Consider the following 26,331-nt stretch of genomic DNA (forward strand, 5'->3'; position numbering starts at 1 on the left):
CGAACAAACCCAAAACGGAAATCGACATGAAACGCATCATCTTCAAGGCCATTCCCTTTGACAAGCATCTCGTCACCCTGGCGCTCGAATCCGGGGTGGACGCGGTCATGGTCGAGCCCGACCAGGTGCAGGGCGTCAAATCCCTGAGCCAGATCGAGGTCATCACTCCCGAGGCCATGCCCGCCGTCGAACTGAAGAAAAAGGCCGACGAAGAAACAGCGGTCAAGCGCATCCAGGCGGGCGAAGACGTGGTCCTGAGCCGGGGCTGGGAAATCATCCCCGTGGAAAACATCCTGGCCCAGGTGGAGTCCCTGGCCCTGGAAGCGGAAAGCCTGGACCGGGCCATCCTGGCCGCAGGCGTGCTGGAGCGCGGGGCCGACACCATCGTGGTGCTGTCCGAGGGCGCAGGCGATCTCAAGGCCATCGTCAAGGAACTCAAACTCTCGCAGGGAACCATGCAACTCTCCGAAGCCACCGTCACTGAGATCAAACCCGCGGGGCTCGGACATCGAGTCTGCGTGGATACCACCAGCGTGCTCAAGAAAGGCCAAGGAATGCTCGTCGGCAACTCCTCGGCCTTTACTTTTTTGGTGCACGCGGAAACCGAGTCCAACCCCTATGTGGCCGCCCGGCCGTTCCGGGTCAATGCCGGGGCCGTGCACGCTTACTGCGCCATGCCCGGCGACAAGACCAGCTACCTGGAGGAACTCACCTCGGGCGACGACGTGCTCGTCGTGGGCGCCGACGGCGAGACCTCGCTGGCCACCGTGGGCCGCAGCAAGGTGGAGATCCGCCCCATGCTGCTGATCAAGGCCGAGGTGAAGACCAAGGACGGCGTGGCCGAAGGCCAGGTCTTCCTGCAGAACGCGGAGACCATCCGCGTGGTTTCGGCCAAGGGTGAGCCGGTCAGCGTGGTCACCCTCAAGGTGGGCGACAAGATCCTGGCCAGGACCGACCAGGCGGGCCGCCATTTCGGCATGCGCATCACCGAAGAGATCAAGGAAGGCTAGGGACATGGCAGAAAAGAAAGACTCTCCGCTCAAGGGCATGCGCAACCGCATCGACGAACTGGACAATAAGATCGTCGAACTGCTCAACCAGCGCGCCGACGTGTCGCTGGAAGTGGGCCGTTACAAGGCCGAACGCGACGAGCCCATCTACATGCCCTTCCGCGAGCGCGAAGTCATGAACAAGATCGCGGACCGCAACCCCGGCCCCATGCCCGAAAAGCACCTGCGCGCCATCTACAAGGAAATCATGTCCTCCTCGCGCAGGCTCCAGCGGCCCGAACGCACGGTCTATCTCGGCCCCGAAGGCACGTTCTCCTATTTCGCGGCCCTGGAGCACATGGGCCACTCCCAGTACCTGACCCCCAAGGCCAACTTCGAGGAAGTCTTCCGCGCCGTGGCCGACGAGGGGGCCGAACTGGGCGTCATTCCCCTGGAAAACTCCCTGGAGGGCACCGTGGGCCAGGTCGTAGACCTGTTCATGCTCTACCGGGTCTACATCCAGGGCGAAATCTACAGCCGCATCAGCCACTGCCTCATGAGCACGGTGGATTCCATGGACAAGGTGGAGGCCATCTACTCCCACCCGCAGCCCCTGGAACAGTGCCGGGACTGGCTGAACGCCAAGATGCGCGACTGCCCGCGCCTGACCACCGCCTCCACGGCGGCCGCCGCCAAGGTCGTCCAGGAGCAACCCGGCGCGGCCGTGGTGGGCAACGAGCAGCTGGCCGAGATGTACGGCCTCAATGTCCTGGCGCGCAACATCGAGGACTACCCGGACAACTGGACCCGGTTCCTGGTCATCGCCCCCTCCCCCTGCAAGGAGGACCAGCGCGACAAGACCACGATCCTGTTCACCGTGCCGGACAGCCCGGGCGCGCTGGCCAAGGTGCTCAACACCCTGGCGGGCGGCGGCATCAACATGACCAAGCTGGAATCCCGCCCGGTGCGCGGCGAAAAATGGAAATACGTCTTTTTCACGGACCTGGAGTGCGACCTTTCCAAGGCCGAGCACGAGTCCATGCTGAACATGCTGCGCGAGCAGTGCCACACCCTGCGCGTGCTGGGGACCTACCCCTCCGGCCGCCAGGAGAACGAACGCTAATACCCGCAAGCGAAAAACGAGAGATACAATGAGCAACGACCCGAATGGAATCATCACGGTGCAGGCCCCGGCCTCCAAGTCCCTGTCGCACCGCACCCTTATCGCCGCTTCCCTGGCCAACGGAGAATCCGTCATCTCCGGCCTGCTGGATTCGGACGACATCACCCGCACCAAGGGCTGCCTGGCCGCCTGCGGCGCGAAGTTCGAGGAAACCTCCGGCGGCGCGCTGAAGGTCACGGGCACGGAAAACGGCCCGCGCGGCGCCAACCCGGACGGCAAGGACAAGCACGCCGAGCCGCATGAGCTCTACATGCACGAATCCGGCACCACCTGCCGCCTCATGACCGCGGTGGCCGCCGCGGGCAAGGGTTCCTTCCGCGTGCACGGCGCGGCGCGCATGCACGAACGGCCCATGAAGGAACTCTGCGACGCCCTCATCCGACTGGGCGTGAAGATCACCTTCGAGGAAAAGGAGGGCTTCCTGCCCTTTGTCATGGAAACCCGGGGCTTCACGGGCAAGAGCGTGGACATCACCCTGGAGGAATCGAGCCAGTACCTTTCCGGCCTGCTCCTGGGCGCGCCCATGTCCGAGACCGAGACCACGATCAACCTCACCGGCAAAAAGGCCGTGTCCTGGCCCTACGTGGCCCTGACCCTCCAGATCATGGATGACTTCAAGGCCAAGTTCCGCGTGGAAGTGCTCGAGGACGGTGCCTGGAAGGAAGTCCCCTGGAGGTCCGTGCGCCAGGCCGAGCCGGGCGAACTGCGCTTCATTGTCCAGCCGGGCGGCTACGAGGCCTGCAACTACCGCGTGGAAGGCGACTGGAGCAATTCCTCCTACTTCCTGGCAGCGGGAGCCGTGGGCAAGCGCGCCGTGAAGGTCATGGGCGTGCGCGCCGACTCCCTGCAGGGCGACAGGGCCATCATCGACATCCTGGCCCAGATGGGCGCGGGCCTGAACGTGACCCCGGACAAGGGCATCACCATCTACCCCCGCAAGCTGCGCGGCGTGAGCGTGGACATGGGCAAATGCCCGGACCTGGTGCCCACCGTGGCCGTGGTGGCCGCCCATGCGGTCAGCCCGACAACCATCCGCAACGTGGCGCACCTGCGCATCAAGGAATGCGACCGGCTCCAGGCCTGCGCCGAGCAGATCTCCAAGACCGGCTGCAAGGTGGAGCAGTTCGAGGACGGCATCAAGATCACGCCCTCCCCGCTGCAGGGCGGCACGAGCATCGATTTCGAATCATACAACGACCACAGGATTCCCATGAGCATGTCCATCTTCAAGCTGGCGGGAATCAACCCGGTTTTCGACAACCCCAAATGCGTGGGCAAGTCCTTCCCGGGCTTCTTCAACGAATGGGAAAAGGTAGTGGAAGGTCAGTAGCATGAGCGACCCCGAGTTTAAGAGCATCGCCATCGTGGGCGCACGCGGCCAGATGGGCGGCCTGTTCACCGAGCGTTTCGGCGCCCTGGGCTGCGCCGTCCGGCCGCTGGACCGCCCCTTTGACGGCGAAAAGGTCCGCGAGGCGGTTTCCGCCTGCGACCTGCTGCTGCTCTGCGTGCCGGTGACGGCCATGGACCATGTGCTCGACCTGACCGTGCCGCACCTGCGCAAGGACGCGGTCCTGGCCGACGTGGGGTCGGTCAAGGAGCTGCCCCTGCGCGCCATGCTCCGGGCCTGCAAGGGCCCGGTGGTCGGCACCCACCCCCTGTTCGGCCCGGTGATTCCCGAGGGATTCACCCCGCGCGTGGCCGTGGTTCCCGGACGCGAATCCGACACGGAAGCCGCGAACCGCGTGGCGCGCCTGTTCGACGCAGCGGGGTTCCACTCCTTCCTGACCACCGCCGGGGAACACGACAAGGCCGTGGCCTTCATCCAGGGCCTCAACTTCACCACCACCGCCGCGTTCCTGGCCGCAGCCGGACGCGTCGAAGGCATCGAGAATTACGTCACCCCCTCGTTCAACCGCAGGCTGGATGCGGCCCGGAAGATGCTGACAACGGACAGCGAGCTGTTCGGCACCATCTCCGACGCCAACCCCTACCTGCAGGAAACCGCCCGCCAGTTCATGTCCCTGTTCAGCCTCGCCGCCGGCGGCGAGCTGGATCTCCTGGCATCCCTGGCACAGTGGTGGTGGCGCAACGACACACAACAGGAGGGGTGCGCCCGATAACCACAACCAGAGTAAAGAAAAAGGAAACCAAGGCCGCACCCCTCACAGGGATGCGGCCTTTTTATTTCACATATGCTAACGGAGGAACAATGGAACCAATTCGAATCACGCAACACGGGAAATGGCTCCCGGCGGACGTGCAGACGCCCATCAGCCTGTACCTGGGCCTGGTGGGCGACCGCCCGGGCATCCTGCTGGAATCCGCCGAGGTGGACGGCAGGCTCGGACGATACAGCCTCATTGCCTGGGACTTCCGGCTGACCCTCTACCCGGCCCAGGGCAAGCTGGCCGTGGACGTGGCGGACAAGCGCTTCGAGGGCCTGAAAAAACTGGAAGGCATGGACTACCTGGAAGGGCTGCGCCGCGCCAACCGGCTCATCCGCATTGAGCAGGACGCTGACGGCGGGCGCGAGGAGCTGCCCGGCCTGACCCGCGGGCTGTACGGCTATTTCGGCTACGGAACGGGCGGCATGTTCGAGCCCAAGCTGGCCCGGTCCCTGCCCCCGGAAAAGGCCGAGGCCTGCATGGCCCTGCCCGGCCAGATGGTGCTCTTCGACCACCTGCGCCATTCCTGCTGCTACCTGAGCCTGGATGAAGGCTCCACCCCCCGCCCGGCCGCCACCGAGTGGGGCATGGATCTGGCCGCCCCCGAAGCGGGCGAGCCCACGGTCCATCCGGGAAAAGAGGAATACATGCAGGCCGTGGAAAGGGCCAAGGAACTCATTGCCGAGGGCGAGTGCATCCAGGTGGTGCTTTCCACCCGCTTTTCCGTGCCCGTCCCCGACGACCCGTTCCGCATCTACCGCAGGCTCCGGCAGGCCAATCCCTCGCCGTTCATGTTCTACATGCGTTTCCCCAAGTGCGTGCAGTCCGGAATGGTCCTGCTCGGCTCCTCCCCGGAAATGATGGTCCGCTGCGACAAGGGCGCGCTGGAAGTGCGGCCCATCGCCGGGACCCGGCCGCGCGGCGAATCCGAAAAGCACGACCTGGAGCTGGAAAAGGAACTGCTGGCCGACCCCAAGGAACGGGCCGAGCACGTCATGCTCGTGGACCTGGGCCGCAACGACCTGGGCCGCATCGCCACCCCGGGCAGCGTGGAGGTGGGCAAGTTCATGAACGTGGAGCGCTTCTCCCACGTCATGCACCTGACCTCCTACGTGGAGGCCAGGCTGCGGGACAACATGGACGCCATCGACGTGCTCCAGTCCACGTTCCCGGCGGGCACGCTTTCCGGCGCTCCCAAGGTGCGGGCCATGGAGATCATCGCCGAGCTGGAACCGCAGGAACGCGGCCCCTACGGCGGGTGCATCGGCTGGATGGGCACGGGCGGGGATTCCGTGAGCCTGGACACGGGCATCACCATCCGCAGCATGTGGATCCGCAACGGCCAGTGCAACTGGCAGGCAGGAGCCGGGATCGTCTACGACTCGGACCCGGAAAAGGAATGGCAGGAGTGCAACAACAAGGCCCGGGTGCTGCTCGAGGTCATAACCGGCAAGGGAGCAGGCGATGTTTTTACTCATAGATAATTACGACTCGTTCACCTTCAACCTGGTGCAGGCCTTCCAGCAGCTCGGGGCCGACCCGGTGGTGGTGCGCAACGACCGCGAGGACCTGCTGGAGCTGGCGGGCAACGGCAAGCTGGAGCGGGTCTGCATTTCGCCGGGCCCGAGCCGCCCGGAAAACGCGGGCTTCTGCCTGGAATTCCTCAAGCGGCTGCCCAAGGTGGTGCCCGTGCTGGGCGTGTGCCTGGGCCACCAGTGCCTGGGCCACCACGCAGGGGCCGAGGTGGTGCGCAACCGCCGCATCATGCACGGCAAGACCTCCAAGGTCTTCCACGACAACACCGGCGTGTTCGCGGGTCTGCCCGACGGCTTCGAGGTCTGCCGCTACCATTCCCTGGTGGTGCGGGCCGAGCAGGTGCCCGAGACCTTGACCATCACGGCCACGGCCGACCGCGACGAGGTCATGGGCATCAGCTACAAGGACCGTCCCTGGCACGGGGTGCAGTTCCACCCGGAATCCATACTGACCCCGAAAGGCCCTGAGATATTGAAAAACTTTTTGAAGATGGGGGTATAAAACCATGACCACCGTATCCGAAGTTTTGGAATTGCTGGCGCAGGGCAAGGCCCTGGACGACGAGCAGGCGGACATGATGTTCGGCAGGCTCATGGACGGAGAACTGGAACCGGCCTCGGCCGGGGCCTTTCTCATGGGCCTGCGCGCCAAGGGCGAGGACTCCACGGACCTGGCCGCCGGGGTGCGCGCCGGGCTGCGCCACGCCAGGCCCATCCCCGGCTACACCGACGGGCAGGTCAACCTGCCGGTCATCGACACCTGCGGCACGGGCGGCGACGGCTCGCTGAGCTTCAACTGCTCCACGGCCGTGGCCCTGTTCCTGGCGGACATGGGCTACAAGGTGGCCAAGCACGGCAACCGGTCCGTGTCCTCGTCCTGCGGCAGCGCCGACGTGCTGGAGGCCCTGGGCGTGCCGCTCATGCAGAGCCCGGACGAGGCCGCCACCTCGCTCAACGAGCACAACTTCGCCTTTTTGTTCGCGCCCAACTACCACCCGGCCTTCAAGCACATCATGCCCGTGCGCCAGGCCCTGGGCATCCGGACCCTGTTCAACTTCATGGGCCCGCTGCTCAACCCGGCCCGGCCCACGCACCAGCTGCTCGGCGTGGGCGACCCGTCCAAGCTCCAGCTCATGGGCGAAACCCTGCTGCTCACCGGCATCGAGCGGGCCATGGTCATCTCGGGCGCGGGCGGCTTTGACGAGGTGACCACCTTCGGACCGGCCCGAGGCTACCTGATCCACGACGGCATCATGGAAAAGACCACGGTCAACCCGGACCGCCTGGGTTTTGCGGCCCACTGCGCCGAGGACGTCAAGGTGGCGGGCAAGGACGAGGCCGTGGCCATCATGCAGGAAATCCTGGCGGGCAAGGGCCCCGAGGCCATGATGGACATGGTGGCCGTGAACCTTGCCGTGTGCCTCCACCTTGTGGAACAACAGTCCATGCGCGACTGCGCGGACAGGGCGCGCGCCGCCGTCAAACAAGGACTCACCAAGGGGATACCCAATGCTGGATAAGTTCAGAGCCGCCAAGCAGCCCGAGATCGAGGCGCTGCGCGAGGAATTCCTTGCCGGAAACATCCCGGCCAAATACGAGGGCAAGCGCCCCTCCTTCTCCGGCGCGCTCCGGGCCAAGGGGCCGGGCGCGGTCATTGCGGAGTTCAAGCCCGCCTCGCCCTCCAGGGGCGTGCTGCGCGAACACGCCAACCCCCTGGACTTTGCCCAGGCCTATGCCGAAAACGGGGCAGCGGCCATGAGCGTGCTGACCGAAAGCCAGTACTTCAAGGGCCATCCCGACTACCTGTTCATGTGCGCCCAGTCCGGCCTGCCCCTGCTGCGCAAGGACTTCATCCTGGACCCGCTCCAGGTGGCCATGACAGCGTCCAGTCCGGCCTCGGCCATCCTGCTCATCGCCCGCATGTTCGGCTCCACCCACGAGCTGCGCGAGCTCATCCAGCTGGCCGAGATGGCGGGCCTGGAGCCGGTGGTGGAGATCTTCGACGAACAGGATCTGGAGGCCTCCCGCGAGGCCGGCGCCACCATCATCCAGGTCAACAACCGGGACCTGAACACCCTGACCACCACCCTGGACGTTTCGCGCAGGCTCATGGACAGGCGGGACAACGAGCTGTGGATCAGCGCCAGCGGCGTGGAAAGCCGCGAACAGGTGGTGGAAATGGGCGAACTCGGCTTCGACGCCGTGCTCATCGGCACCAGCCTGATGCTAGCCGACGACCCGGGCGCGCTGCTGGCCCGGCTGACCGGAGCCGACGCATGAAAAAGCCCCTGATCAAGGTCTGCGGCATGACCCGAGCCGAAGACGTGGCCCTGTGCTCTGGGCTGGGGGCAAGCTTCCTGGGCTTCATCTTCCACGAGGGCAGCCCCCGCAACGTATCCCCCAAGTTCGCGGCCTCGGCGCAGACCGGTCCGGCCGCCAAGGTGGGCGTGTTCGTGCGCCAGACCGCCAACGAAGTGCGGCTCATGATCCACCAGTGCGGCCTGGATTACGTCCAGCTGCACGGCGGCCAGGACGAGGAGTTCTGCGAAGTCGTGGGCAGGGAACGGGTGGTCAAGGCGCTCTGGCCCGAACGGTACGCCTCTCCCGAGGCCCTGCAGGAGGATGTGGACCGCTTTGCCCCCCACTGCGCCTACCTGCTCTTCGACGCGGGCGTCAGCGGCGGCGGCCATGGCCGCTCCATTGATCTGAGCCTTTTGCAACATATTGAAATAAATAAACCCTGGTTCCTGGCGGGCGGTCTATGCCCGGAAAACGTCGCAGCAGCGGCGCAAGCGGGCCCCCACGTGCTGGACCTCAATTCCGGCGTGGAATCGGCCCCGGGGATCAAGGATGAGGCCAAATTGCGATCCGTGATCGAAATATTGTCCAAACAGATATAATGAACCGATGAAACAGAGGCTGTAATAAGGATAATGATATGAAAAAAGGATACTTCGGCGACTTCGGCGGCCAGTTCGTACCCGAACTGCTCATGCCGCCGCTCCTCGAACTGGAAGAGGCCATGCGAACCATCATGGCCGGCGACGAATTCCAGCGGGAATTCGCGGATTTGCTCCGCGACTGCGTGGGCAGGCCTTCGGCCCTGACCTTCTGCCCCAACCTCTCCAAAGATACGGGCGTGGACATCTGGCTCAAGCGGGAGGACCTGAACCACACGGGCGCGCACAAGATCAACAACACCCTGGGCCAGGCCCTGCTGACCAAGAAGATGGGCAAGACTGTCCTGCTCACCGAGACCGGCGCGGGCATGAACGGCGTGGCCACGGCCACGGCCGCAGCCATGATGGACCTGGAGTGCATCGTTTACATGGGCGCGGTGGACGTGGAGCGCCAGTCGCTCAACGTACGGCGCATGGAGCTGCTGGGAGCACGCGTCATCCCCGTGAAGTCCGGCACCCAGACCCTCAAGGACGCCATCAACGAGGCCCTGCGCTACTGGATCGCCGAGCAGGAAACCACCCATTACTGCTTCGGCACCGCTGCCGGGCCGCATCCCTTCCCCCTGCTGGTGCGCGAATTCCAGGCCATCGTGGGCCGGGAAGCCCGCCAGCAGTTCCTGGACAAGACCGGCAAGCTGCCGGATGTGGTCTGCGCCTGCGTGGGCGGCGGCTCCAACGCCATCGGGGCCTTCCACGCCTTTGTGCCGGACGAGTCCGTGCGCCTGGTGGGCGTGGAGGCCGCCGGGACCGGCGAACCGGGCTGCTTCAACTCCGCCCCCTGAACCTGGGCTCCGAGGGCGTACTACACGGCATGAAGACCATGCTGCTCCAGACCGAAGAGGGCCAGATCCTGCCGTCCCATTCCGTGGCCGCAGGGCTGGACTACCCGGGAGTGGGCCCGGAACACGCCGAGCTGAACGCCTCGGGACGCGCCGACTACGAGACCGTCAACGACGAACAGGCATTGAGCGCCTTCAAGACCCTGTCGCGGCGCGAGGGCATCATCCCCGCCCTGGAAAGTTCCCATGCCGTGGCCTGGGTGCTGGAAAACGCGGACAGGCTGCGGGGCAAGAGCGTCCTGGTGAACCTGTCCGGACGCGGGGACAAGGACATGGACATTGTCGAGCGAGTTTTGGGCTAACAGCCGGAGAGAAGGAAAATACAATGAGTTCACCCATGAAAGATAAAATATTAGAGGCCAAGGCGCAGGGCAGGACCGCCCTGATCCCCTATCTTCCGGCGGGCTACCCCGACCGCGACCAGTTCTGGAAGGAGCTGGAAATGCTGGATGCGGCGGGCGCGGCCATCATCGAGATCGGCATGCCCTTTTCCGACCCCGTGGCCGACGGCCCGGTGGTGGAGGCGGCCTGCCTCCAGGTGCTGGAGGACGGCATCAACCTCACGTGGATCTTCGACGGGCTCAAAAAACGCAAGGGCACGCTCAACGCGGGCCTGCTGCTCATGGGCTATCTCAATCCCGTGCTGCAATACGGCGTGGAGCGCTTTGCCGAGGACTGCGAAGCGGCCGGAGTCTCGGGCCTGATCATCGCGGACATGCCCATTGACGAGGCCGACTTCGTGATCCGGGCCATGAAGCCACGCGGCGTGGAGCTCATCCCCCTGGTGGGCCTGAACACCTCCAAGGAGCGCATGAAACTCTACGCCAAGGAGGCCGAGGGATTCGTGTACATGGTCTCGGTGCTGGGCACCACGGGCCAGCGCGACAGCCTGCCCACGGAAATCAAGGCCAAGCTGACCGAGGCCAAGGAGGTCTTCGACATCCCGGTGGCCCTGGGCTTCGGGCTCAAGACACCGAGCCAGCTCACGCCCTTCGGGGACCTGGTGGACGCGGCCGTGGTGGGCTCCTCGCTCATCAGCCACATCAGGGACGGCGGCACGGCGGCATCCTACATGAAGGCCTGGACCTGAAAACAAAAGGCTCACCCCAAAAGGGGTGAGCCTTTCCCATTCGTATCTGAAAATGAGCTAAACGCCTTCCACCCGGCGTTCCTCGGCCTCACTGTTCAGCATGCGCTGTTCCGCGGTTTCAAAGATCCTGCCCATGGCGCTGAACAGGGATTCGACCTGCTCCTCGTCGTCCGAGGTCAGGGACCAGTCGTCGATCTTGGCGGACATGGCCTCCAGCTGAGACTGCAAAATTTCGATCCGGCGCTCCTCTTCCTCGGTGAGGACGATCTCGTCGCCGGGCTCGCCCCACAGCTCGCCCAGTTCGGCCATGATCTGATCCACGCGTTCCTCTTCGCCGGAGGAAAGCACCTTGCCCGGCTCGTCGCCGTAGATGGCGTCGAGCTCGTCCTCGAGCTGATAGATGCGTTTCAGGTCATCAATGCGCGGCTTGTCCTCTCCCTCCAGGCCGTAGATATCCGAGATCTCGCCGAAGATTCCCTCGACGCGCTCCCACTGGGTTTCGGTGAGCTTGCGGAACCCGCCCGCATTGCCCACGATCTCGTCCAGCTCGCCGGTAAGGGCGACCATGCGCTCCCGGTCCTCTGCGGAAAGATCCTCGAACGCGGCCGCAGCCGAATCCCTGCCATTGAGCATGGACAGGGCCTCGTTGGAAATGGACAGGCGAACCGCGGCCTGCGAGCCCTCATTGCCCTCGGCCTTGTCCTTTCCCTGCGCATGCCCGAATCCGGAGCGCCCGGGCTCCTCCATGTGTTTCAACAGCCTGTTGCTGTACGGCTCGACTCCCGGCCGATTGATGGTCAGTGCCATGACCCACTCCTTGTGTACCCTGAGAGATGAGAAAACCCTTCCTGCATGCCAATTTTGCAAAAACCGCTCCGGAAAAGTTTTCCCAACAAAAAAACCGCCGAATTTCTTCGGCGGCCTACATGCTTTCATATTGAAAAAACTACTTTTTTTTCTTCACCTTCGCCTTCAGCGCCTTCATGAGCTTGTCCGCATTCTTGTATTCCGGGTCCCTGCCACAAACAAAATCGAACATCTTCAAGGCCAGCTCATTGTAGCCCGCCTTGTTGAAGATCATGCCCATGTTGTACGCGATCTGAATGTCCTCGGTGTGAAAGAACGGGGACAATTCCGTGACCTTCTTCATGACCTGCCCGGCCTTGGAATACTCCTTGCCCTCCACGTAGGCCATGCCCGTGTTGAAATACAGGCTGGCGTCCTCCCGGTTGTACTTGGCCCCTTCCATGTAGGCCATGACGGCGTCCTGCCACCGCCCGATGCGGCGCAGGGCTCTGCCGAGACGGTTATAGTAGGTGGTATCCATGTCCAGACGGGCCAGCTTGCGATACTTGATGCAATCCTTGTAGATACGGGCCGCATGCTCCGGGCAATGATCCGCCACCGCGTCCGCATATTCCTCGGCAATGAAGGGGGCATCCTCGTAGTGCTGCGCCCCGGCCAGAGTCACGGCACCGGCCAGGTATTTCCCGGCCTCGTCGTAAACGCCCCGCCGCAGCAGGGTTTCACCGATCTCCTTCTTGCGCTCGAACAGCAGGGGTGAATGTTCGTCCAGCTGTATGAGGTACTCGAGAATCTTGTCCTCGTTCTCGTCCTCCCGGTAGAACTCCACCAGCTTCTTGAGCGGCGCCAGATAGGCGGGAGCGTTCAGTGCGGCGGCTTCGTAGCACTCCAGGGCGTCTTTGCGCCGGTCCAGCCCCTTGAGGGCGTCGCCCATGATCATGAGCGCGGCCGGACTGCCCTTCTTTATCTTCAGGATATCCCGGGCCACGCCATAGGCCAGGGCGAATTCCACCCGGCGAAGCCGATGCTTGGCCTCGCGGATCTTCTTTTCGATGGCGTCCTGCGGAAAAATGGTGAAGGCGATCTTCTCGATGAGCACGTTGACGGACGCTGGCTTGATGATGAAGTTGTCGGCTCCCGCCTCCATGAACCGGGCCAGGGTTCCCTTGTCCGCCTCGGTGGACAGGACCACCACGAAGGTCTCCGGGAACTCGACCTTGAACTTTTCCAGGAACGGCAAGGTGGAAACGCCGCCCACCACACTGTCCATGAACAGAAATGGCTTCTTCTGGTAGTCGAGATAGACCTGGATCTCCTGCTTGGCCCGGTCCGTGGAGCCCACCAGCCGAACGCGCTCCATCTCGATCTCCAGCTCCTTGTAAAAGGAGTTGCGGAAATTGACGTAAAAGGTCTTGTCCTCGCTGAGCACGATGAACAAACCGCCCGTATCGACAAAATCCCAGACAGCCTCGCTGTACTTGTTCACAGCTTGGTCTTCGGCCTTGAGCAGATAAAGATTCTTGGATTCCGCGTCCTTACGCTTCTTGATGTCCTCCATGTCCTCTGCGGAGGACTTCACGACATAGACGTTCTTGGTTCTTTCCTTTCTTCGCATGGCACGTTCCGTGAGTTGCTGCACAGAGAATGAATTCCAACCACTTACCCTGCCTATAGCACCATCAGTGCGGTGAGAGGAAGTATTTTTGCCGTACAGCAAAAAGGCCGCCGGATCGCTCCGGCGGCCTTGTCAATCTGGGAATCGCGGCAGTGCTATTTCACGTGGCATTCGCCGCAGGCCACCGGGCCCTTGGCAGCGTCCTCGTGACACTGGATGCACTGCTTGTGGTAGGCGGTCTTCAGGTCCATGGATCCGTCCGCGGGAGCCGCCTCATGGCAGTCCGCGCAGGCCACGGGATCACCCTCGACCAGCTCGCCGTTTTCCTTGCCTTCGTGGTGGCAGGGCAGGCAGCCGTCCAGACCGGCCTTTTCATTGTGCTCGTCGTGCATGAAGGGCACGGCCGGGCGCTCGGCCTTCTGGAAGGCCGGGTTCTTGAGTTCCTTGATGTCCTCCTGGCAGAAGGCCGGAAGGATGAACACGACGACAGCGGCGAAAGCCAGCAGGAGTGTGATGGTTTTTTTCATGCTCTCGCCTCCCTATTCCACAGCCTTGGTCTTGACCATGTTGGTGTAGATGATGTCGCCCAGGAACTTGATATCCATCTCAATGCCGTAGTGGTGGATGATGTCTTCCAGACCGCCATGGCAGTTGTGGCACGGAGCCAGGATGGTGCGCACGCCCTTGTCGTAGGCGGCCTTGAGCTGGTCGGCCTTGATCTTGTTGCCTTCCATGCGCACGTTCTTGAACGGCGGGCCGCAGTTGATGACCCCGCCGCCCGCGGCGCAGCAGTAGTTGTATTCCGCGGAGGGGGACATCTCCACCACTTCCTCGCAGATTTCATGGGCCAGGTAGCGCAGGTGTTCCATCAGGCCGCGGCCGCGGATGATGTTGCACGGGTCATGGATGGTGACCTTGCCCGGGTGCTTGTCCTGCATCTTGATCTTACCGGCCTTGAACAGCTCGGCAAAGAACTCCACGGAGTGGACGACCTCGACCGGATAGTCGCTCCAGCCGAGCCAGCGGTTGCCCTGGTCGTAAACGGAACGGAAGGCATGGCCGCACTCGCCCATGACGATGCGCTTGACGTGCAGCTTCTGGGCGCATTCGAAGTGGGAGCGCTTGAGACGGCCCATCATTTCGAAGTCGCCGGAATACATGGCCATGTCCGAGTTGTCCCAGCCGGGCAGGCTCGGCATGGTCCAGCTGAGCCCCGCTTCATGGAAGATTGCGGCGGCCTGGTAGATCAGGTGGGTGCGGAACTTGGGCTCCGGCCCGATGACCGAATACATCATGTCCGCGCCGTCCACGTCCAGGGGAATGCGCATGTCCGGGAACTCGTCCCGGGCTTCCTCTTCCTGCCAGAGCAGGGAGTCGGTCCATTCGTCGTCCTTGACCCACATCTGGTTCATGGTGGCGGAATGGGAATGCGCGGTATCCTGGATGTACTGCGGGGTGACGCCGAGCTTGTGGCAGATGCGGCGCATGGTGGACATCATGTAGGCGGTGTCCACGCCCAAGGGGCAGTAATGCACGCAGCGGCGGCACAGGTTGCATTCGGTGTAGGCGATCTGCGCGCACTGGTAGATGAAGTCCGGGCCCACCTTGCCAGCCCTGTCGATGAGCACCTTGATGCTCTGGTGGATCTTGGCCACCGGAGAGTAGCTCGGATCCAGATGGGACATGTAGTAGTGGCAGGCCTGGGCACACATGCCGCAGCGCACGCAGGTATCGTTGTAGACCTTGAGCTTGGCTCCGGTCTCGCTTTCAAGCACCTGCTTGATGGTTTTTTCTATCTTCTCGGGAGTCAGGCGGTCGATCCCCGTCTGCAACCCGATGTCATCGACCTTTCTGTCGAATATTTCGTTGTACACGACTTGATCCTCCTTGTGATCGGGCTACCAGTCCTTGACGTGCCTCACGCCCTGGAATTCGGACGCGATGTAGACACGGGAATACCAACCGAAAATGGCGTGGCTGAGCCTTCCGAAGGGAACGAACAGCAACCAGGCCACACCGGTGACGACATGCAGGACGATCATGAACTGGTAGTTGAAGATCTGGTGATAGGCCAGGAACCCGGTGATGAACGGGCTCACGGTCACGCACAGGGCGAACCAGTCTTTCCAGGTGGTCACGAAGGCCACGTTCTTGTCGGCAATGCGGCGGTAGGCGAAGAAACAGCAGGCGGCAATGACCAGCACGGTCATGATGTCCGCGACCTGATCAGGCAGGGCGGGCCAGGACACGCCAAAGTTGTAATCCCACATGTCGATGTGCGCCCCAAGGAAGATCGGGGTGGCCAGCAGACAGATGTGGAAAACAAAGGTGGCGGCGGTCAGGGCCGGATTCGCCTTCCAGCCGGTGGTGCCAAACGGGATGATCCATTGCAGGATGGAACGGATGCCGTACTTGGCCTTCACGTAGAAGATGGAACTGCCGTCCTTCTTCTTGGCCAGGCTGTACATGGAAATCATCTTGTACAGGCCGAAGAGCACGAGCACGCCGAAGCCAAGCCAGGTCAGGGGGCCGGTAACGAGATCGTAAATGCTGTGGTACATTGCGTTCCCCCTATTTGAATTCGCTCACGTCGGCCACGATGCGGAGGTATTCAGCCCCCTTGCGCGCCTTGATGAGCACCTTGCTGCTGTCAGGGCTGAAGACCGGCTCGAAGCACTGGTCGAAGTCCTCGCCGTAGGCCTTGCCGTTGACCAGGATGGTCTGGCTGCTGCCACGGTCCACGCGGACGGCGATGTTGGCGCTGTCCGGGCTGAAGACCGGCTTCCAGACCATGTCGTATTCGCCGCTCCAGGCGCCCGAATCGCACAGCACGAAGCATTTCTTGAAGCTGTGGCGGGCCATGGCCGCGGCGCGCTTGCCGTCCGGGCTCACGGCCATGTCGCAGATGACCGATGCGCTTGCGGCAAAGGGCTTGTCGTTGAGGACAAGGTTGAACTTGCCGAAGTCCGTGGCGCAGATGGCCCAGAGGTCTCCCTCGGCCGTGAACTGCTGCTGCCAGAGCTGGGCGTAGCGGGCGGACCAGAGAAGCTGTCCGTCCTGGGCCATGCCCCATTTGCCGCCCTGGCGCACCGGTGCGACCACCGCTCCGGTCTTGGGATTGAAACGGGGTTCCCAGACGGTCTGGAATTTGGTGCCCCAGGCCTTGCCGTCAACAGCGATGCTGTAGTCGTACAGGGTTTCGCGAACCTGGGCCGCGACCTTGGAGCCATCCTGGTTGAAGCTCGGCGTGTAGACGTTCATGAAAACGTCGCCAAGCGCCTCACCGTCCACAGCCACCTGATAGATGCCTTCCTGGAAGGTGTAGATATCCGCCTGGGCCATGGGCTTGACCTGCACCGCAGCGGCGGATTTCCTGCCGTCCGGGCTCAGGACGAAGTTGTTGGCGTTTTCGAAAAGGTTTTCCCAAATGGTTCCGTTGACCACCATACCGTACTGCATGTCCTGCTGCGCGCCTGCGGCAATGGTGCCGCCGGCCCACATGGAATCCCAAAGAAAACCGTAGCCTTCCTCGCCTGTCTCATCGTCCACGCACAGGAACCATTCCATGTCCTGGGACACGAAAGCAATCAGCTTTCCGTCCGTGGTGTACTTGGGACAGATGATCTTCTCATAGACGTTTTCCGAAAGCTTTCCGTTGATGCACCACGCGAATTCGGCGGGAGCCGTACAGGCCACCTGGGCCACGCTCTCGCCATCCGGGCTGACGCACCACTCTTCCAGCCATTCGGAATTCTGAGCACAGTCCGCAAAATCCTGTACCTTGCGTCCCGGCTCCCAATTCCAGCCGTTGGTGTTTTGCATCGTATTCCTCCCAACCGGCCAATACCAGGCCAGTTCGCTTCAGTATTACGTCGATGCGCGCCAAGCGCCGCTTTTCTTCACAACAAGCCACCCGCCGTTGTGAATCCCCTACACCATAGGGGATAAAGGAACACCTGACCCGCCTCGTGCCTGCCTCTCTGCCTCTCTATGAAAAAAGACTTCCACCATGCAGCGGCCATGCGGCCACATCAAAAAAGAAGTCCTTTCAATTCAAACTGTTGGGACACCCTACAGTCCACCACAATAATTTGGATCAGACCATAGGGCAAAACCCTTGATCCATCAATCGAAATGATTGATCGAATAATCAACGACCTCTGTCATTGAAAATCCCTATACCATCACTTGAAAGGAAATGGCACCCCCCTCCCGGCCCTGAAGATGCCAAAAGGCAATCCGCCAAAAAAAGGGTATAAAAAAGGCGGCCTAAACCGCCAAATGAATTTCGTCAAGTACAATCCACCTAAATGTGCTGCTGCTCCCGCAAATATTGTATGACCCGCGTTGATGCGGATGCGGCCAGCGAGCCTCCGAGGGCAATGGCGACGGCGATGGTTTCCAGGACCTGCTCGACGGTGGCCCCCTGCTCCATTGCCCGCTCCGTCTGAAACAGGATGCAGCCACGACAGTCCCTGATGATGGCGGCGGTGAGTGCCATGAGGCGCTTGTCCCTGGCCTTGACGGCCCCATCCAGATAGGCCTCGCCGGACAGTCCGTCGTACATCCCGGCAAACTCCGGCATGAGTTTGCGGCAGTATTGCCAATGTTCACCCAGGGATTCCTTGAGGACCGTCTGTTTTTCAACCATTTGTATCTCCTTGTTTTTCCATTTCATGCCGCCACTCATGAAATTAGACAAACGAATTGATTTTATGATATCCATAAATATGCTTGATGATAAAGCCCCCTTCAATCTCCCCCTGGAATCCTTGCGGACCTTTGCGGCTGCGGCCGACACGGGCAACTTCACCCGTGCGGCGGAACAGGTGCACCGCACCCAGGCCGCGGTGAGCATGCAGATGGCCAAGCTGGAAAACGAGGTGGGCTGTCGCCTCTTCGAACGCATGGGCCGGGGCGTGGCCCTGACCTTCGAGGGAGAGACTCTCCTGAAATACGCCCGGCAGATTCTGGACCTGCACGACGAGGCCCTGGCGGCCATGACCGCCCCGGACATGGAGGGAAGGGTGCGGCTCGGAGCGCCCGAGGATTACGCCACCTGCTTTCTGCCCGGCATCCTGGCCGCCTTCCATGCCGCGTATCCCCGCGTTCTGGTGGAGGTCTTCTGCGGCACCAGCCGGTCCCTGGCAAAGCGCTACGCCAGGGGGGAATTCGATCTGGCCATCCTGAACCATCCGGCCCCGCCCGAAGACGCGGCGGCCCAGGTGATACACCATGAGCCCATTGTCTGGATCACGAGCGGCGAACACGGCGTCCACGAGCAGCGCCCCCTGCCCCTGGCGGTCTTTCATGAGGGATGCCCCTATCGCCGCTGGGCCATCGAGGGCTGCACGGAACGCAACATCGAACACCGCATCTGTTTCGTGAGCCCGAGCCTCACGGGCGTGCTTTCCGCCGTGCGGGCGGGCCTTGCCGTGGCACCTGTGGGAAGAAGCACGGCGGGACAGGGGCTGCGCATCCTCGGGGAGCAGGACGGCTTTCCGGCCCTGCCCTCCACCACGGTCTGCCTGCATCAGTGGGTGGACAGGCAGCATGGCATCGTCAACGGTCTGGCCAATTTCATCATGAACAGGATGGGCTAGCCGGCATCGGCATTTAAACCGGCAGGAAAGGAGAAAGGGGGAAGCGTCTCAACCGCTTCCCCCTTTCCTTGTGTGGGGCACTCAATACTTAGGAGAGGTATTGATGTGTTACGTATTTCTCTGATCAGGCCTTGCTCACGGAAACGAAGTGTTCCTGCAGGGCCAGGCCGCCGCCCGCCTTGTCCATGCGGTCCAGGCCGCCCTTCATGAGCTCGTGGTCGGCCACGCCCTTATTGAAGGCGCGGGATTCCACGGGCAGCCTGTGGCCGAAGCCGTGGAGCATGAACACACAGTCCGGATGCACGAAGTCCGTGACGTAGGCCTTGATGGTCCCCTTGTCCGGATCCCCGTTCAGGATCAGGTCGTCGCCGTCCTTGATGCCCAGCGCCTCGGCGCGCGTCGTGTTGATCCACAGCTTGTTCTCGCTCATCTTCCTGCTCAGCAGCCTGTTGTTGAGGGTATGGCCCTGGGTGTGCAGGGCGCAGCGGCCGAAGGTGATGCGGAACTTTCCCTCGGGCGGCGCTTCCGGGGACTCGTAGGGCTTGAGCGAAGGCAGGCCCATGTCCTCCCAGGTGTCGTTGATGACCTCCACCTTACCGGACTTGGTCTTGAAGGAAAGCTCGTCCAGGGTGCGGTACTTGGCCTCGTCGGACAGGGAGACCTGCCCCGTGGCCTCGAAATCGGCGCGGGTCACGCCCGTGCCCTCCAACTGGTAGTCGTGCAGTTCCTCCAGACTCTTGAAGGCCAGCTTATCCAGGCCCAGCCGTTCCGCCAGCCCACAGATGATTTCCCAGTCGGCGCGGGTCTCGTAACGAGGCTCCACGGCCCGGGCGCGGTAGAACAGGAACGACTTGAGGCCGTTCTTGCAGGCCAGGATGGAATCGCGCTCCAGGTACGGCGACATGGGCAGTATCACGTCCGCGAACCAGGCCGAGTCCGACCAGCTGAAGGTGGTGGAAACGATCAGGTCCAGATTCCGCCATTTTTCGCGGATGGCGTCCGGGTCGGGCAGGGCCATGAGCGGATCGTGGCGATGAATAAAATAGGCCTTGATGGGGTACGGGTCGCCCGAGACCATGACGTCGTAATTGAGATGGACCAGGCCCGGGCCGCCGTCGATATGCTTGAGGGTGGTGCCGCAGCCGTCGGCGCGGTCCTTTTCCGGCTTGGGGTACAGGTCCACGAACTTCTTGAGGCCGGTGCGGCCGAAATCGCCGGGCTTGTTGGTGAAGGGCAGGCCGCCCTTGGCGCCCAGGGATCCCAGCAGGGCGTTGATGAGATAGGCCGAGCGGCTGACATAGAAGGAATCGCTGTAGCGGGCCACCATCCAGCCCGGATGCCAGATGACCGCGGGCGCTGCGGCAGACAGCTTGCGGGCCAGGCTGCGGATATCGCCGGCGGGCACGCCGGTTTCCTGCTCGGCCCATTCCGGGGTGTACTGGCCCACGAAGGCGCGCAGCTTGTCCAGGTCCCGCACGTGGCGGGAAACGAATTCCTTGTTGTAGAGGTCCTCGGCCAGCAGCACGTGGATCACGGCCAGGTTGAAGGCATAGTCCGTGCCCGGCCGGATCATGAAGAAATTGTCCGCCTTGCCTGCGGAAACCGTGGCCCGGATGTCGATGACGGTCATCTCGCAGCCGTTTTCCCGGCCGTCGAGCACCCCGTTCACCTCTTTTACGTTGATGGCCTCGAAGATGTTCCGGGTCTGCAGCACCAGATGCCTGCAGTTGCGATAATCATAGGAAACGTCCTTGCGCCCCATGCCCATGACCGACTTGGCCGCGTGCTGCACGTTGCGGGCGCACGAGGCGTCATGGTTACAGTAGTTGGGGGAACCGAGCCCGCGCATGAAGGCCATGTGCAGGTCGCGGAAGGGGCCGCCCCGGTCGGACCAGAGCACGCTTTCCGGGCCATGTTCCTGGATGATGCCCTTGAGCTTTCCGGCCACGTAATCCAGGGCCTCGTCCCAGGAAACCCGCCGCCACTTGCCCTCCCCGCGCTCGCCGTCGCGAATCATGGGGTACTGCGGCCGCTCGTCGTCGGTGATCAGGGCGTTGCCGGCCGCGCCGCGCGGACACAGCGCGCCCTTCATGCCGCTGTCGTGCGGGTTGCCCTTGATGAACTTGACCTTTCCGTCCTCCACCTCCGCCATGATGGGACAGCGGACCGTACACATGCCGCAGACGCTGTAGACTCGCTTTCTGGTCATTTCCCTGATCTCTCCCTCATATAATGTATGTCATGGATCTTGACTGGAGTCGGCATACTTCTTTTTGCCCGATTACCAGTTCCGCCACTGCAGTAACAACAACATGCCCCTCTTGTGAAAAAACGAACTTTCCAGGACCCCATCTTACTGGAGTATCGCTCAACCAATAAATTATTATTGTGAATTTTTGTACATATGTGCTAATACCTTTACCGTGTATTAAAATTCATGTCTATCTGTCTTGAAACAATGACATGTTCGTCACCTGCAAACTGTCGAGGGAGAGCGTTGCGATGGTTTTTTCCTGGCTGAACATTGCGATTATCATCGGGCTGCTGGTGGGCGTTGCCTTCGCCGGCGGCCCTCTCATTGGTTCCCTGCTGCTGGCGCCCAAGGCGCGCGGCGGTGAACTGCACACCCCCTACGAATGCGGCATCCGCCCGCATGGGTCCCCATGGGGACGATTCGGCATCAACTACTACTTCTATGCCCTACTCTTTCTGGCTTTCGACGTGGACGTGCTCTACCTGTTCCCGGTAGCCGTCCACTACCCCGGAAGCATCGGCTGGCTGCCCCTGCTCAAGGTCTTCATCTTCCTGGCCGCTCTCGGCCTCGGTTGCATCTATTTCTGGAAAAAGGGAGTGTTCACATGGCCCCGCAGAATCCGCTGAATCCCGCCGTCACCACCGTGGACCCGGCTCTGATCAACGCCGATCCGGTCCAGAAGGTGGTGGACCTGTGCCGGGCCATGTCATTGTGGCCCATGACCTTCGGACTGGCATGCTGCGCCATCGAAATGATGGCCGCGGGCATGGCCCGGTTCGACATGTCCCGCTTCGGAGCGGAAGTCTTCCGTCCCTCGCCCCGCCAGGCCGACCTCATGATCGTGGCCGGCACCGTGTCCAAGAAGATGGCCCCCGCCGTGGTGCGGCTCTATGAGCAGATGCCCGCGCCCAAGTGGGTCATGGCTCTGGGCAACTGTGCCATCTCGGGCGGCCCGTTCAAATTCAAGGGCCAGTACGGCATCATCGAGGGCGTGGACCAGCTCATTCCGGTGGACGTCTACGTGCCCGGATGCCCGCCCCGCCCCGAGGGCCTGCTGGAAGGCCTGTTCCAGATCCAGGAAAAAATCAGCGGCAAACGCTGGTGGCCCGTGCCCGAAGGTTTCGAGGCCGCCCCGCCCCGCCCCGAACCCCGTTCCGGAAAGGAGGAATCCTAAGCCATGCACAAGGATCTGCTCCTGACCTACGAACAAGAGAATCGCGCCGTGGTGGACGACCTGGTCTCGGGCCAGGGATGCTCGGTCTACATGGACCGGGCCCGGCTGGAGGACGCCGCGGCAATGATGCTGGAGGCGGGCTACCACCTGGAGGACATCACCCTGATGGACGTGACCGAAGGGATCCAGGCCCAGTACCATTTCGGGCACTGGGAAAAATCGGACCGGGTCACCATCCGCTCCCTGGCCCCGCACGACGAGGCCTGCTTCCCCAGCATTTCCGGCATCTATCCGGGCGCGGACTGGCATGAACGCGAAAACATGGACTTTTTCCCGGTCAACTACGAGGAACACCCCAACCCGGCGCCCCTGCTCCTGGCCGACGACATGGCCGACGAGCACCCCCTGGAAAAGCAGGAAAAGAACCGCGCCTCCTATTTCGACATCGTCAAGGCCAACAAGATCATCGAGTGCGACTCGGACCACATGCTTTGCAGCTGCGCACTGAATCTCCATTCGGCCAAGCAGGACGAACACCCCCTGCGCTGCAACCCGGAACTGCGCTACCGCCAGCCGGACGCGCCCGGCACCATGCGCCTGGACGTGGAGGACGGGGACTACTACTCCCGGCACTTCGAACAGACCGACCAGGAAGACCGGCTGGTCCTGAACATGGGCCCGCAGCACCCCTCCACCCACGGCGTGCTGCGCATCGTGCTGGAGATGGACGGCGAATACGTCATGCGCGCGGACCCCGTGCTGGGCTACATCCACCGCATGCACGAAAAGATGGGCGAGGTGAAGAACTTCCACCAGTACCTGCCCAACATGGGCCGGGTGGACTACCTGCACGCCCTGGCCTGGAACCAGGCCTACTGTCTGGCAGTGGAAAAGATCGCCGAGGTCGAGGTGCCCCGCAGGGCCGAGCTGCTGCGGATCATCACCACCGAGCTCAACCGGATCTCCTCGCACCTGCTCTGGTGGGGGGCCTATCTGCTGGACCTGGGCGCGTTCACACCCATCATGTACGCGTTCGAAGACCGCGAGCGCATCATGGACCTGCTCCAGGTGCTCACGGGCTCGCGGCTCACCTACTGCTACTTCCTGTTCGGCGGCGTCATGAAGGACGCCCCGGCCGGGTTCGCGGACGAGGCGCGGCACGTGGTCAGGACCCTCAGGGACCGGCTGCCCATGTTCACGGCCCTGGTGACCGACAACGTGATCCTGCGCAAACGCGTGGAAGACATCGGCCACATCGGCCAGGACATGTGCCGCCGCTACGGGGCCACGGGCCCGGTGCTGCGCGGCTCGGGCGTTCCCTACGACGTGCGCCTGAACTCGCCCTACTCGCTCTACAATGAATTGGACTTCGAGATCCCGGCCTACGACGGGTGCGACGCCCTTTCGCGGTACATGGTGCGCATGGACGAAATGACCGAGAGCATCAAGATCGTGGAGCAGGCCCTGGATCAACTGGAAAACGCGGACGACGGCCACGTGGCCAAGAAGGCCCCCAACGCCGGGTTCACCCCGCCCGAGGGAGAGGCCTACGGCGTTGTGGAAGGGGCCCGAGGCAAGATCGGGGTCTATGTGGCCAGCAACGGCGACAAGAAACCCTACCGCGTCAAGCTCCGTTCTCCCAGCTTCTCCAACCTGAGCCTGTTCGCGGACTGCGCGCAGGGCTCCCTGCTGGCCGATGCCGTGTCCATTCTGGGCAGTCTTGACCTCGTCATTCCGGAGATCGACAGATGATGCAATTCACCGCCATACCCGAACCCGCCCTGCGGCTGGTCCTGTGCATCGTGGCCCTGGCCGTGTTCATCGGACTCAACGGACTGCTGCTGGTTTACATGGAACGAAAGGTTGCGGGCCACATCCAGCGCCGTCCCGGCCCCTTCGAGGTCGGCCCCCACGGCATCCTCACGCCCGTGGCCGACGCCCTCAAGCTGGTGGGCAAGCAGCTGGTCGCCCCGCAGGGCGCGGACCCGTGGCTGTTCTGGACGGCCCCGATCCTGTCCTTCATGCCCATCTTCGTGCTTTTCCTGCCCATCGAATTCGGGCCGGGACTCTTCGGCGTGCAGACCAACCTCGGCCTGCTGCTGATCCTGGCCTTTGCCGGATTCAACGTGCTGGCTCTGTGCCTGGCCGGATGGGGCTCCAACAACAAGTGGGGGCTTCTGGGCGCGGCCCGCGCCGTGGCCCAGTCCGTGGCCTATGAAATCCCGCTGCTGCTCTCGCTGCTGGCCGTGGCCTTCATGACCGGCACCCTGGACCTGAGCGAAACCGTGGCCCAGCAAGGGGCCTGGCCCTGGCAGTGGAACCTGGTCACCCAGCCCCTGGCCTTCGTCATCTTCTTCACCTGCGCCGTGGCCGAGACCAACCGCGCGCCCTTTGACATGCCCGAGGCGGAAAGCGAACTCACCGCGGGCTTCCACACCGAATATTCGGGAATGGGCTTCGGCCTGTTCTTCCTGGCCGAGTACGCGGAAATGATCGTGGTCTGCTCCCTGGCGACCATCCTGTTCCTGGGCGGCTGGAAAGGGCCGTTCCTCTCCGGGGCATGGTGGTTCCTGGTCAAGATGTACGCCCTGCTCACGGTCATGATGTGGTTCCGCTGGACCTATCCGCGCGTGCGCTTCGACCAGGTGCTCAACATCTGCTGGAAATGGTTCATCCCCCTGGCACTGGTCAACCTGCTCGCAACCGCCGTTCTGGTGAAGGTCTTTTAGGAGTCGTCATGGCCATTGAAGCAAGAATCAAACAGACGCCGAAACCGGAAACCGGAGTCCTGGGCACCCTGCGCGAAACCGCCAAGGGCCTCTGGAGCCTCATCGTGGGCCTCGGGGTCACCGGCAAGTACTTCGCGGGCAAACAGGTCACGGTGCACTACCCGCGCCAGACCGTGGAACCGGAGGCCCTGACCGGCTACCGGGGCCACATCGAACTGGTGGGCAAGCCCAAGACCCCGGACACCCCCCGCTGCATCATGTGCATGAAATGCATGCGCATCTGTCCCTCGGGCTGCATCTCCATCAAGGCCCAGACGGAAAAGCTTCCGCCCCAGCCAGAGGTCGAGGAAGGGCCCCAGGAAAGTCAGGTTCCGCCTCCCCAGCCCAAGAAACCCAAGAAGACCCTGTCCAAGTTCAGCCTGGACTACAGCCTGTGCTCCCTGTGCAGCCTGTGCGTCCTGCACTGCCCGGTGAAGTCCCTGCAGCACTCCAAGCACGTGTACTGGGCCGAAACCGACAAGAAGGACCTGACCGTGGACCTGCTGGAACGGCTGCGCCGGTCCGCAAAGGAGGCATCATGAGCGAAACCATTGCGGCACAAGCCCTCTTCGCACTCTACAGCCTGGTCATCGCGGCGGGCTGCATCATGGCGGTCTCGGCGCGCAGCCTGGTCCGGGCCATGGTGGGCCTCATCGCGGCCCTGTTCGGCACGGCCGGGCTCTACCTGCTCATGAACGCGCCCTTCATGGCGCTCATGCAGATACTCATCTACGTGGGCGCGGTGTCCGTGCTCATCTTCTTCGCCATCATGCTCACCCGGGGCGACGACGGCGACGCAAGCGTTCCGGCCATGGGCAGGCTGGCCCTGCTGGCCGCAAGCCTGCTGCTGCCCCTGCTCCTGGGCCTGGTGATGCTCAAGTCCGACCTGGCGGTGCTGAACGTGCCGCAGCTGGTGGACATCGCCATACTCGGCAAAAAGCTGCTGGGCGAATACGTCCTGGCCTTCGAGCTCATCTCGGTGGTGCTCTTCGTGGCCATGGCCGGGGCCGTGGTCCTGGGATTCGAAAGGAGGATGGCGCGATGACCGCCCTGCACGCATACCATTTCGTAAGTCTCTTCCTGCTGGTTCTGGGGCTCTACGGCTTCATGGCCCGCAAAAGCCTGGTGGGCATGCTCATCAGCGTGGAGCTCATGCTCAACGGCGCCGCCTTGAGCATCACGGCCTCGGGGCAGCTCACCACGTCCGACGGGGCCCTGGCCCAGCTTTCATCCCTGCTGGTCATGGGCCTGGCTGCAGCCGAGGCAACCCTGGCACTGGCAATCATCCTGGTGGTGGCCAAGCGTTTCGGTAACGCTTCCTCACAAACCGCATCCGAGCTCAAGGGGTAGGC

General features: G+C 62.7%; 26 protein-coding genes and 2 pseudogenes. 20 read left to right on the plus strand and 8 right to left on the minus strand.

Annotated features, from left to right (window positions below; translation table 11 throughout):
- Window positions 1–26 precede the first annotated feature (26 nt).
- The 11 genes and pseudogenes from FGL65_RS17575 (at window position 27) to trpA (ending at window position 10,761) form a co-directional block, all read left to right on the plus strand.
- Window positions 27–1,010 carry a 3-dehydroquinate synthase II family protein gene (locus FGL65_RS17575; RefSeq protein ID WP_147822542.1) on the plus strand — a complete coding sequence of 328 codons (984 nt, stop codon included), beginning with the start codon at window positions 27–29 and terminating at the stop codon, window positions 1,008–1,010.
- Between the two features lie 4 nt (window positions 1,011–1,014).
- On the plus strand, window positions 1,015–2,112 hold the full coding sequence (gene pheA / locus FGL65_RS17580) for a prephenate dehydratase (RefSeq protein ID WP_147822543.1): 1,098 nt from the start codon (window positions 1,015–1,017) through the stop codon (window positions 2,110–2,112).
- A 28-nt stretch (window positions 2,113–2,140) separates the two neighbouring features.
- Entirely contained in the window at window positions 2,141–3,502 is a 1,362-nt protein-coding gene (gene aroA, locus FGL65_RS17585) for a 3-phosphoshikimate 1-carboxyvinyltransferase (protein WP_147822544.1), read from the plus strand.
- A 1-nt stretch (window position 3,503) separates the two neighbouring features.
- Window positions 3,504–4,292, plus strand: a complete 789-nt coding sequence (locus tag FGL65_RS17590; RefSeq protein WP_147822545.1) for a prephenate dehydrogenase/arogenate dehydrogenase family protein — start codon at window positions 3,504–3,506, stop codon at window positions 4,290–4,292.
- A gap of 89 nt (window positions 4,293–4,381) precedes the next feature.
- Window positions 4,382–5,821, plus strand: coding sequence for an anthranilate synthase component I family protein (locus tag FGL65_RS17595; RefSeq protein ID WP_147822546.1), 1,440 nt, complete (start codon window positions 4,382–4,384; stop codon window positions 5,819–5,821).
- Entirely contained in the window at window positions 5,802–6,374 is a 573-nt protein-coding gene (locus FGL65_RS17600) for an anthranilate synthase component II (protein ID WP_147822547.1), read from the plus strand. The genes FGL65_RS17595 and FGL65_RS17600 overlap by 20 nt, the downstream gene beginning before the upstream one ends.
- Window positions 6,375–6,378: 4 nt before the next feature.
- Window positions 6,379–7,392, plus strand: a complete 1,014-nt coding sequence (trpD, locus tag FGL65_RS17605; RefSeq protein ID WP_147822548.1) for an anthranilate phosphoribosyltransferase — start codon at window positions 6,379–6,381, stop codon at window positions 7,390–7,392.
- On the plus strand, window positions 7,382–8,152 hold the full coding sequence (locus FGL65_RS17610; RefSeq protein WP_147822549.1) for an indole-3-glycerol phosphate synthase TrpC: 771 nt from the start codon (window positions 7,382–7,384) through the stop codon (window positions 8,150–8,152). The genes trpD and FGL65_RS17610 overlap by 11 nt, the downstream gene beginning before the upstream one ends.
- Window positions 8,149–8,772: a phosphoribosylanthranilate isomerase gene (locus FGL65_RS17615; RefSeq protein WP_187170448.1), complete on the plus strand. Its 624-nt coding sequence runs from the start codon at window positions 8,149–8,151 to the stop codon at window positions 8,770–8,772. Before FGL65_RS17610 ends, FGL65_RS17615 begins: the two co-directional genes overlap by 4 nt.
- Window positions 8,773–8,810: 38 nt before the next feature.
- Window positions 8,811–9,973, plus strand: a pseudogene (gene trpB, locus FGL65_RS17620) (tryptophan synthase subunit beta).
- A 23-nt stretch (window positions 9,974–9,996) separates the two neighbouring features.
- On the plus strand, window positions 9,997–10,761 hold the full coding sequence (gene trpA / locus FGL65_RS17625) for a tryptophan synthase subunit alpha (protein WP_147822550.1): 765 nt from the start codon (window positions 9,997–9,999) through the stop codon (window positions 10,759–10,761).
- A 57-nt stretch (window positions 10,762–10,818) separates the two neighbouring features.
- On the opposite strand, the gene FGL65_RS17630 is transcribed toward trpA, so the two are convergent.
- The 7 genes from FGL65_RS17630 to FGL65_RS17660 all read right to left on the minus strand — a co-directional run bounded on the left by FGL65_RS17630 (window position 10,819) and on the right by FGL65_RS17660 (window position 17,831).
- Complete coding sequence (locus FGL65_RS17630) at window positions 10,819–11,568, minus strand: hypothetical protein (protein WP_147822551.1); 750 nt, start codon at window positions 11,566–11,568, stop codon at window positions 10,819–10,821.
- 139 nt (window positions 11,569–11,707) lie between these two features.
- Window positions 11,708–13,180, minus strand: coding sequence for a response regulator (locus FGL65_RS17635; RefSeq protein WP_147822552.1), 1,473 nt, complete (start codon window positions 13,178–13,180; stop codon window positions 11,708–11,710).
- A 155-nt stretch (window positions 13,181–13,335) separates the two neighbouring features.
- Entirely contained in the window at window positions 13,336–13,707 is a 372-nt protein-coding gene (gene tmcA / locus FGL65_RS17640; protein ID WP_147822553.1) for an acidic tetraheme cytochrome c3 TmcA, read from the minus strand.
- Between the two features lie 12 nt (window positions 13,708–13,719).
- Window positions 13,720–15,054 (minus strand): electron transfer complex ferredoxin TmcB, encoded by a 1,335-nt coding sequence (gene tmcB / locus FGL65_RS17645; protein WP_147822554.1) that lies wholly within the window; start codon window positions 15,052–15,054, stop codon window positions 13,720–13,722.
- Between the two features lie 24 nt (window positions 15,055–15,078).
- Window positions 15,079–15,741, minus strand: coding sequence for a TmcC family electron transfer complex membrane anchor subunit (tmcC, locus tag FGL65_RS17650; protein WP_147822555.1), 663 nt, complete (start codon window positions 15,739–15,741; stop codon window positions 15,079–15,081).
- Window positions 15,742–15,751: 10 nt separating this feature from the next.
- Complete coding sequence (gene tmcD, locus FGL65_RS17655; RefSeq protein WP_147822556.1) at window positions 15,752–17,002, minus strand: electron transfer complex subunit TmcD; 1,251 nt, start codon at window positions 17,000–17,002, stop codon at window positions 15,752–15,754.
- 484 nt (window positions 17,003–17,486) lie between these two features.
- The gene (locus FGL65_RS17660) at window positions 17,487–17,831 is read right to left on the minus strand and encodes a carboxymuconolactone decarboxylase family protein (protein ID WP_147822557.1); all 345 of its coding nucleotides are present in this window, start codon (window positions 17,829–17,831) and stop codon (window positions 17,487–17,489) included.
- 79 nt (window positions 17,832–17,910) lie between these two features.
- Here FGL65_RS17660 and FGL65_RS17665 point away from each other — a divergent pair, with 79 nt between their 5' ends.
- Complete coding sequence (locus FGL65_RS17665; protein WP_187170449.1) at window positions 17,911–18,783, plus strand: LysR substrate-binding domain-containing protein; 873 nt, start codon at window positions 17,911–17,913, stop codon at window positions 18,781–18,783.
- Window positions 18,784–18,907: 124 nt separating this feature from the next.
- Here FGL65_RS17665 and FGL65_RS17670 read toward each other — a convergent pair whose 3' ends face one another.
- A complete protein-coding gene (locus FGL65_RS17670; RefSeq protein WP_147822559.1) occupies window positions 18,908–20,992 on the minus strand; it encodes a molybdopterin-dependent oxidoreductase in 2,085 nt (694 codons plus the stop codon).
- 293 nt (window positions 20,993–21,285) lie between these two features.
- Between FGL65_RS17670 and FGL65_RS17675 the strand changes: the two genes are divergently transcribed.
- The 8 genes and pseudogenes from FGL65_RS17675 to nuoK all read left to right on the plus strand — a co-directional run bounded on the left by FGL65_RS17675 (window position 21,286) and on the right by nuoK (window position 26,329).
- Entirely contained in the window at window positions 21,286–21,663 is a 378-nt protein-coding gene (locus FGL65_RS17675; RefSeq protein WP_147822560.1) for an NADH-quinone oxidoreductase subunit A, read from the plus strand.
- Entirely contained in the window at window positions 21,642–22,211 is a 570-nt protein-coding gene (locus FGL65_RS17680; RefSeq protein WP_147822561.1) for an NADH-quinone oxidoreductase subunit B, read from the plus strand. The genes FGL65_RS17675 and FGL65_RS17680 overlap by 22 nt, the downstream gene beginning before the upstream one ends.
- 90 nt (window positions 22,212–22,301) lie before the next feature.
- Window positions 22,302–22,622, plus strand: a pseudogene (locus tag FGL65_RS18610) (NADH-quinone oxidoreductase subunit C); the annotation flags it as partial.
- A 180-nt stretch (window positions 22,623–22,802) separates the two neighbouring features.
- Window positions 22,803–23,963 carry an NADH-quinone oxidoreductase subunit D gene (locus tag FGL65_RS17685; protein ID WP_250645641.1) on the plus strand — a complete coding sequence of 387 codons (1,161 nt, stop codon included), beginning with the start codon at window positions 22,803–22,805 and terminating at the stop codon, window positions 23,961–23,963.
- Window positions 23,960–24,940: an NADH-quinone oxidoreductase subunit NuoH gene (nuoH, locus tag FGL65_RS17690; protein ID WP_187170450.1), complete on the plus strand. Its 981-nt coding sequence runs from the start codon at window positions 23,960–23,962 to the stop codon at window positions 24,938–24,940. Before FGL65_RS17685 ends, nuoH begins: the two co-directional genes overlap by 4 nt.
- Window positions 24,941–24,948: 8 nt before the next feature.
- Window positions 24,949–25,521 carry a 4Fe-4S dicluster domain-containing protein gene (locus tag FGL65_RS17695; RefSeq protein WP_187170451.1) on the plus strand — a complete coding sequence of 191 codons (573 nt, stop codon included), beginning with the start codon at window positions 24,949–24,951 and terminating at the stop codon, window positions 25,519–25,521.
- The gene (locus tag FGL65_RS17700) at window positions 25,518–26,024 is read left to right on the plus strand and encodes an NADH-quinone oxidoreductase subunit J family protein (protein ID WP_147822564.1); all 507 of its coding nucleotides are present in this window, start codon (window positions 25,518–25,520) and stop codon (window positions 26,022–26,024) included. The genes FGL65_RS17695 and FGL65_RS17700 overlap by 4 nt, the downstream gene beginning before the upstream one ends.
- A complete protein-coding gene (nuoK, locus tag FGL65_RS17705; protein ID WP_147822565.1) occupies window positions 26,021–26,329 on the plus strand; it encodes an NADH-quinone oxidoreductase subunit NuoK in 309 nt (102 codons plus the stop codon). Before FGL65_RS17700 ends, nuoK begins: the two co-directional genes overlap by 4 nt.
- Window positions 26,330–26,331: the final 2 nt, after the last annotated feature.

Source organism: Salidesulfovibrio onnuriiensis, assembly GCF_008001235.1.
Classification (GTDB): domain Bacteria; phylum Desulfobacterota; class Desulfovibrionia; order Desulfovibrionales; family Desulfovibrionaceae; genus Pseudodesulfovibrio; species Pseudodesulfovibrio onnuriiensis.

Coding starts and splice junctions, on each gene's coding strand:
- FGL65_RS17575 (WP_147822542.1), top strand. CDS start 27: ATGAAACGCATCATCTTCAAGGCCATTCCCTTTGACAAGCATCTCGTC.
- pheA (WP_147822543.1), top strand. CDS start 1,015: ATGGCAGAAAAGAAAGACTCTCCGCTCAAGGGCATGCGCAACCGCATC.
- aroA (WP_147822544.1), top strand. CDS start 2,141: ATGAGCAACGACCCGAATGGAATCATCACGGTGCAGGCCCCGGCCTCC.
- FGL65_RS17590 (WP_147822545.1), top strand. CDS start 3,504: ATGAGCGACCCCGAGTTTAAGAGCATCGCCATCGTGGGCGCACGCGGC.
- FGL65_RS17595 (WP_147822546.1), top strand. CDS start 4,382: ATGGAACCAATTCGAATCACGCAACACGGGAAATGGCTCCCGGCGGAC.
- FGL65_RS17600 (WP_147822547.1), top strand. CDS start 5,802: ATGTTTTTACTCATAGATAATTACGACTCGTTCACCTTCAACCTGGTG.
- trpD (WP_147822548.1), top strand. CDS start 6,379: ATGACCACCGTATCCGAAGTTTTGGAATTGCTGGCGCAGGGCAAGGCC.
- FGL65_RS17610 (WP_147822549.1), top strand. CDS start 7,382: ATGCTGGATAAGTTCAGAGCCGCCAAGCAGCCCGAGATCGAGGCGCTG.
- FGL65_RS17615 (WP_187170448.1), top strand. CDS start 8,149: ATGAAAAAGCCCCTGATCAAGGTCTGCGGCATGACCCGAGCCGAAGAC.
- trpA (WP_147822550.1), top strand. CDS start 9,997: ATGAGTTCACCCATGAAAGATAAAATATTAGAGGCCAAGGCGCAGGGC.
- FGL65_RS17630 (WP_147822551.1), bottom strand. CDS start 11,568: ATGGCACTGACCATCAATCGGCCGGGAGTCGAGCCGTACAGCAACAGG.
- FGL65_RS17635 (WP_147822552.1), bottom strand. CDS start 13,180: ATGCGAAGAAAGGAAAGAACCAAGAACGTCTATGTCGTGAAGTCCTCC.
- tmcA (WP_147822553.1), bottom strand. CDS start 13,707: ATGAAAAAAACCATCACACTCCTGCTGGCTTTCGCCGCTGTCGTCGTG.
- tmcC (WP_147822555.1), bottom strand. CDS start 15,741: ATGTACCACAGCATTTACGATCTCGTTACCGGCCCCCTGACCTGGCTT.
- tmcD (WP_147822556.1), bottom strand. CDS start 17,002: ATGCAAAACACCAACGGCTGGAATTGGGAGCCGGGACGCAAGGTACAG.
- FGL65_RS17660 (WP_147822557.1), bottom strand. CDS start 17,831: ATGGTTGAAAAACAGACGGTCCTCAAGGAATCCCTGGGTGAACATTGG.
- FGL65_RS17665 (WP_187170449.1), top strand. CDS start 17,911: ATGCTTGATGATAAAGCCCCCTTCAATCTCCCCCTGGAATCCTTGCGG.
- FGL65_RS17670 (WP_147822559.1), bottom strand. CDS start 20,992: ATGACCAGAAAGCGAGTCTACAGCGTCTGCGGCATGTGTACGGTCCGC.
- FGL65_RS17675 (WP_147822560.1), top strand. CDS start 21,286: ATGGTTTTTTCCTGGCTGAACATTGCGATTATCATCGGGCTGCTGGTG.
- FGL65_RS17680 (WP_147822561.1), top strand. CDS start 21,642: ATGGCCCCGCAGAATCCGCTGAATCCCGCCGTCACCACCGTGGACCCG.
- FGL65_RS17685 (WP_250645641.1), top strand. CDS start 22,803: ATGCGCCTGGACGTGGAGGACGGGGACTACTACTCCCGGCACTTCGAA.
- nuoH (WP_187170450.1), top strand. CDS start 23,960: ATGATGCAATTCACCGCCATACCCGAACCCGCCCTGCGGCTGGTCCTG.
- FGL65_RS17695 (WP_187170451.1), top strand. CDS start 24,949: ATGGCCATTGAAGCAAGAATCAAACAGACGCCGAAACCGGAAACCGGA.
- FGL65_RS17700 (WP_147822564.1), top strand. CDS start 25,518: ATGAGCGAAACCATTGCGGCACAAGCCCTCTTCGCACTCTACAGCCTG.
- nuoK (WP_147822565.1), top strand. CDS start 26,021: ATGACCGCCCTGCACGCATACCATTTCGTAAGTCTCTTCCTGCTGGTT.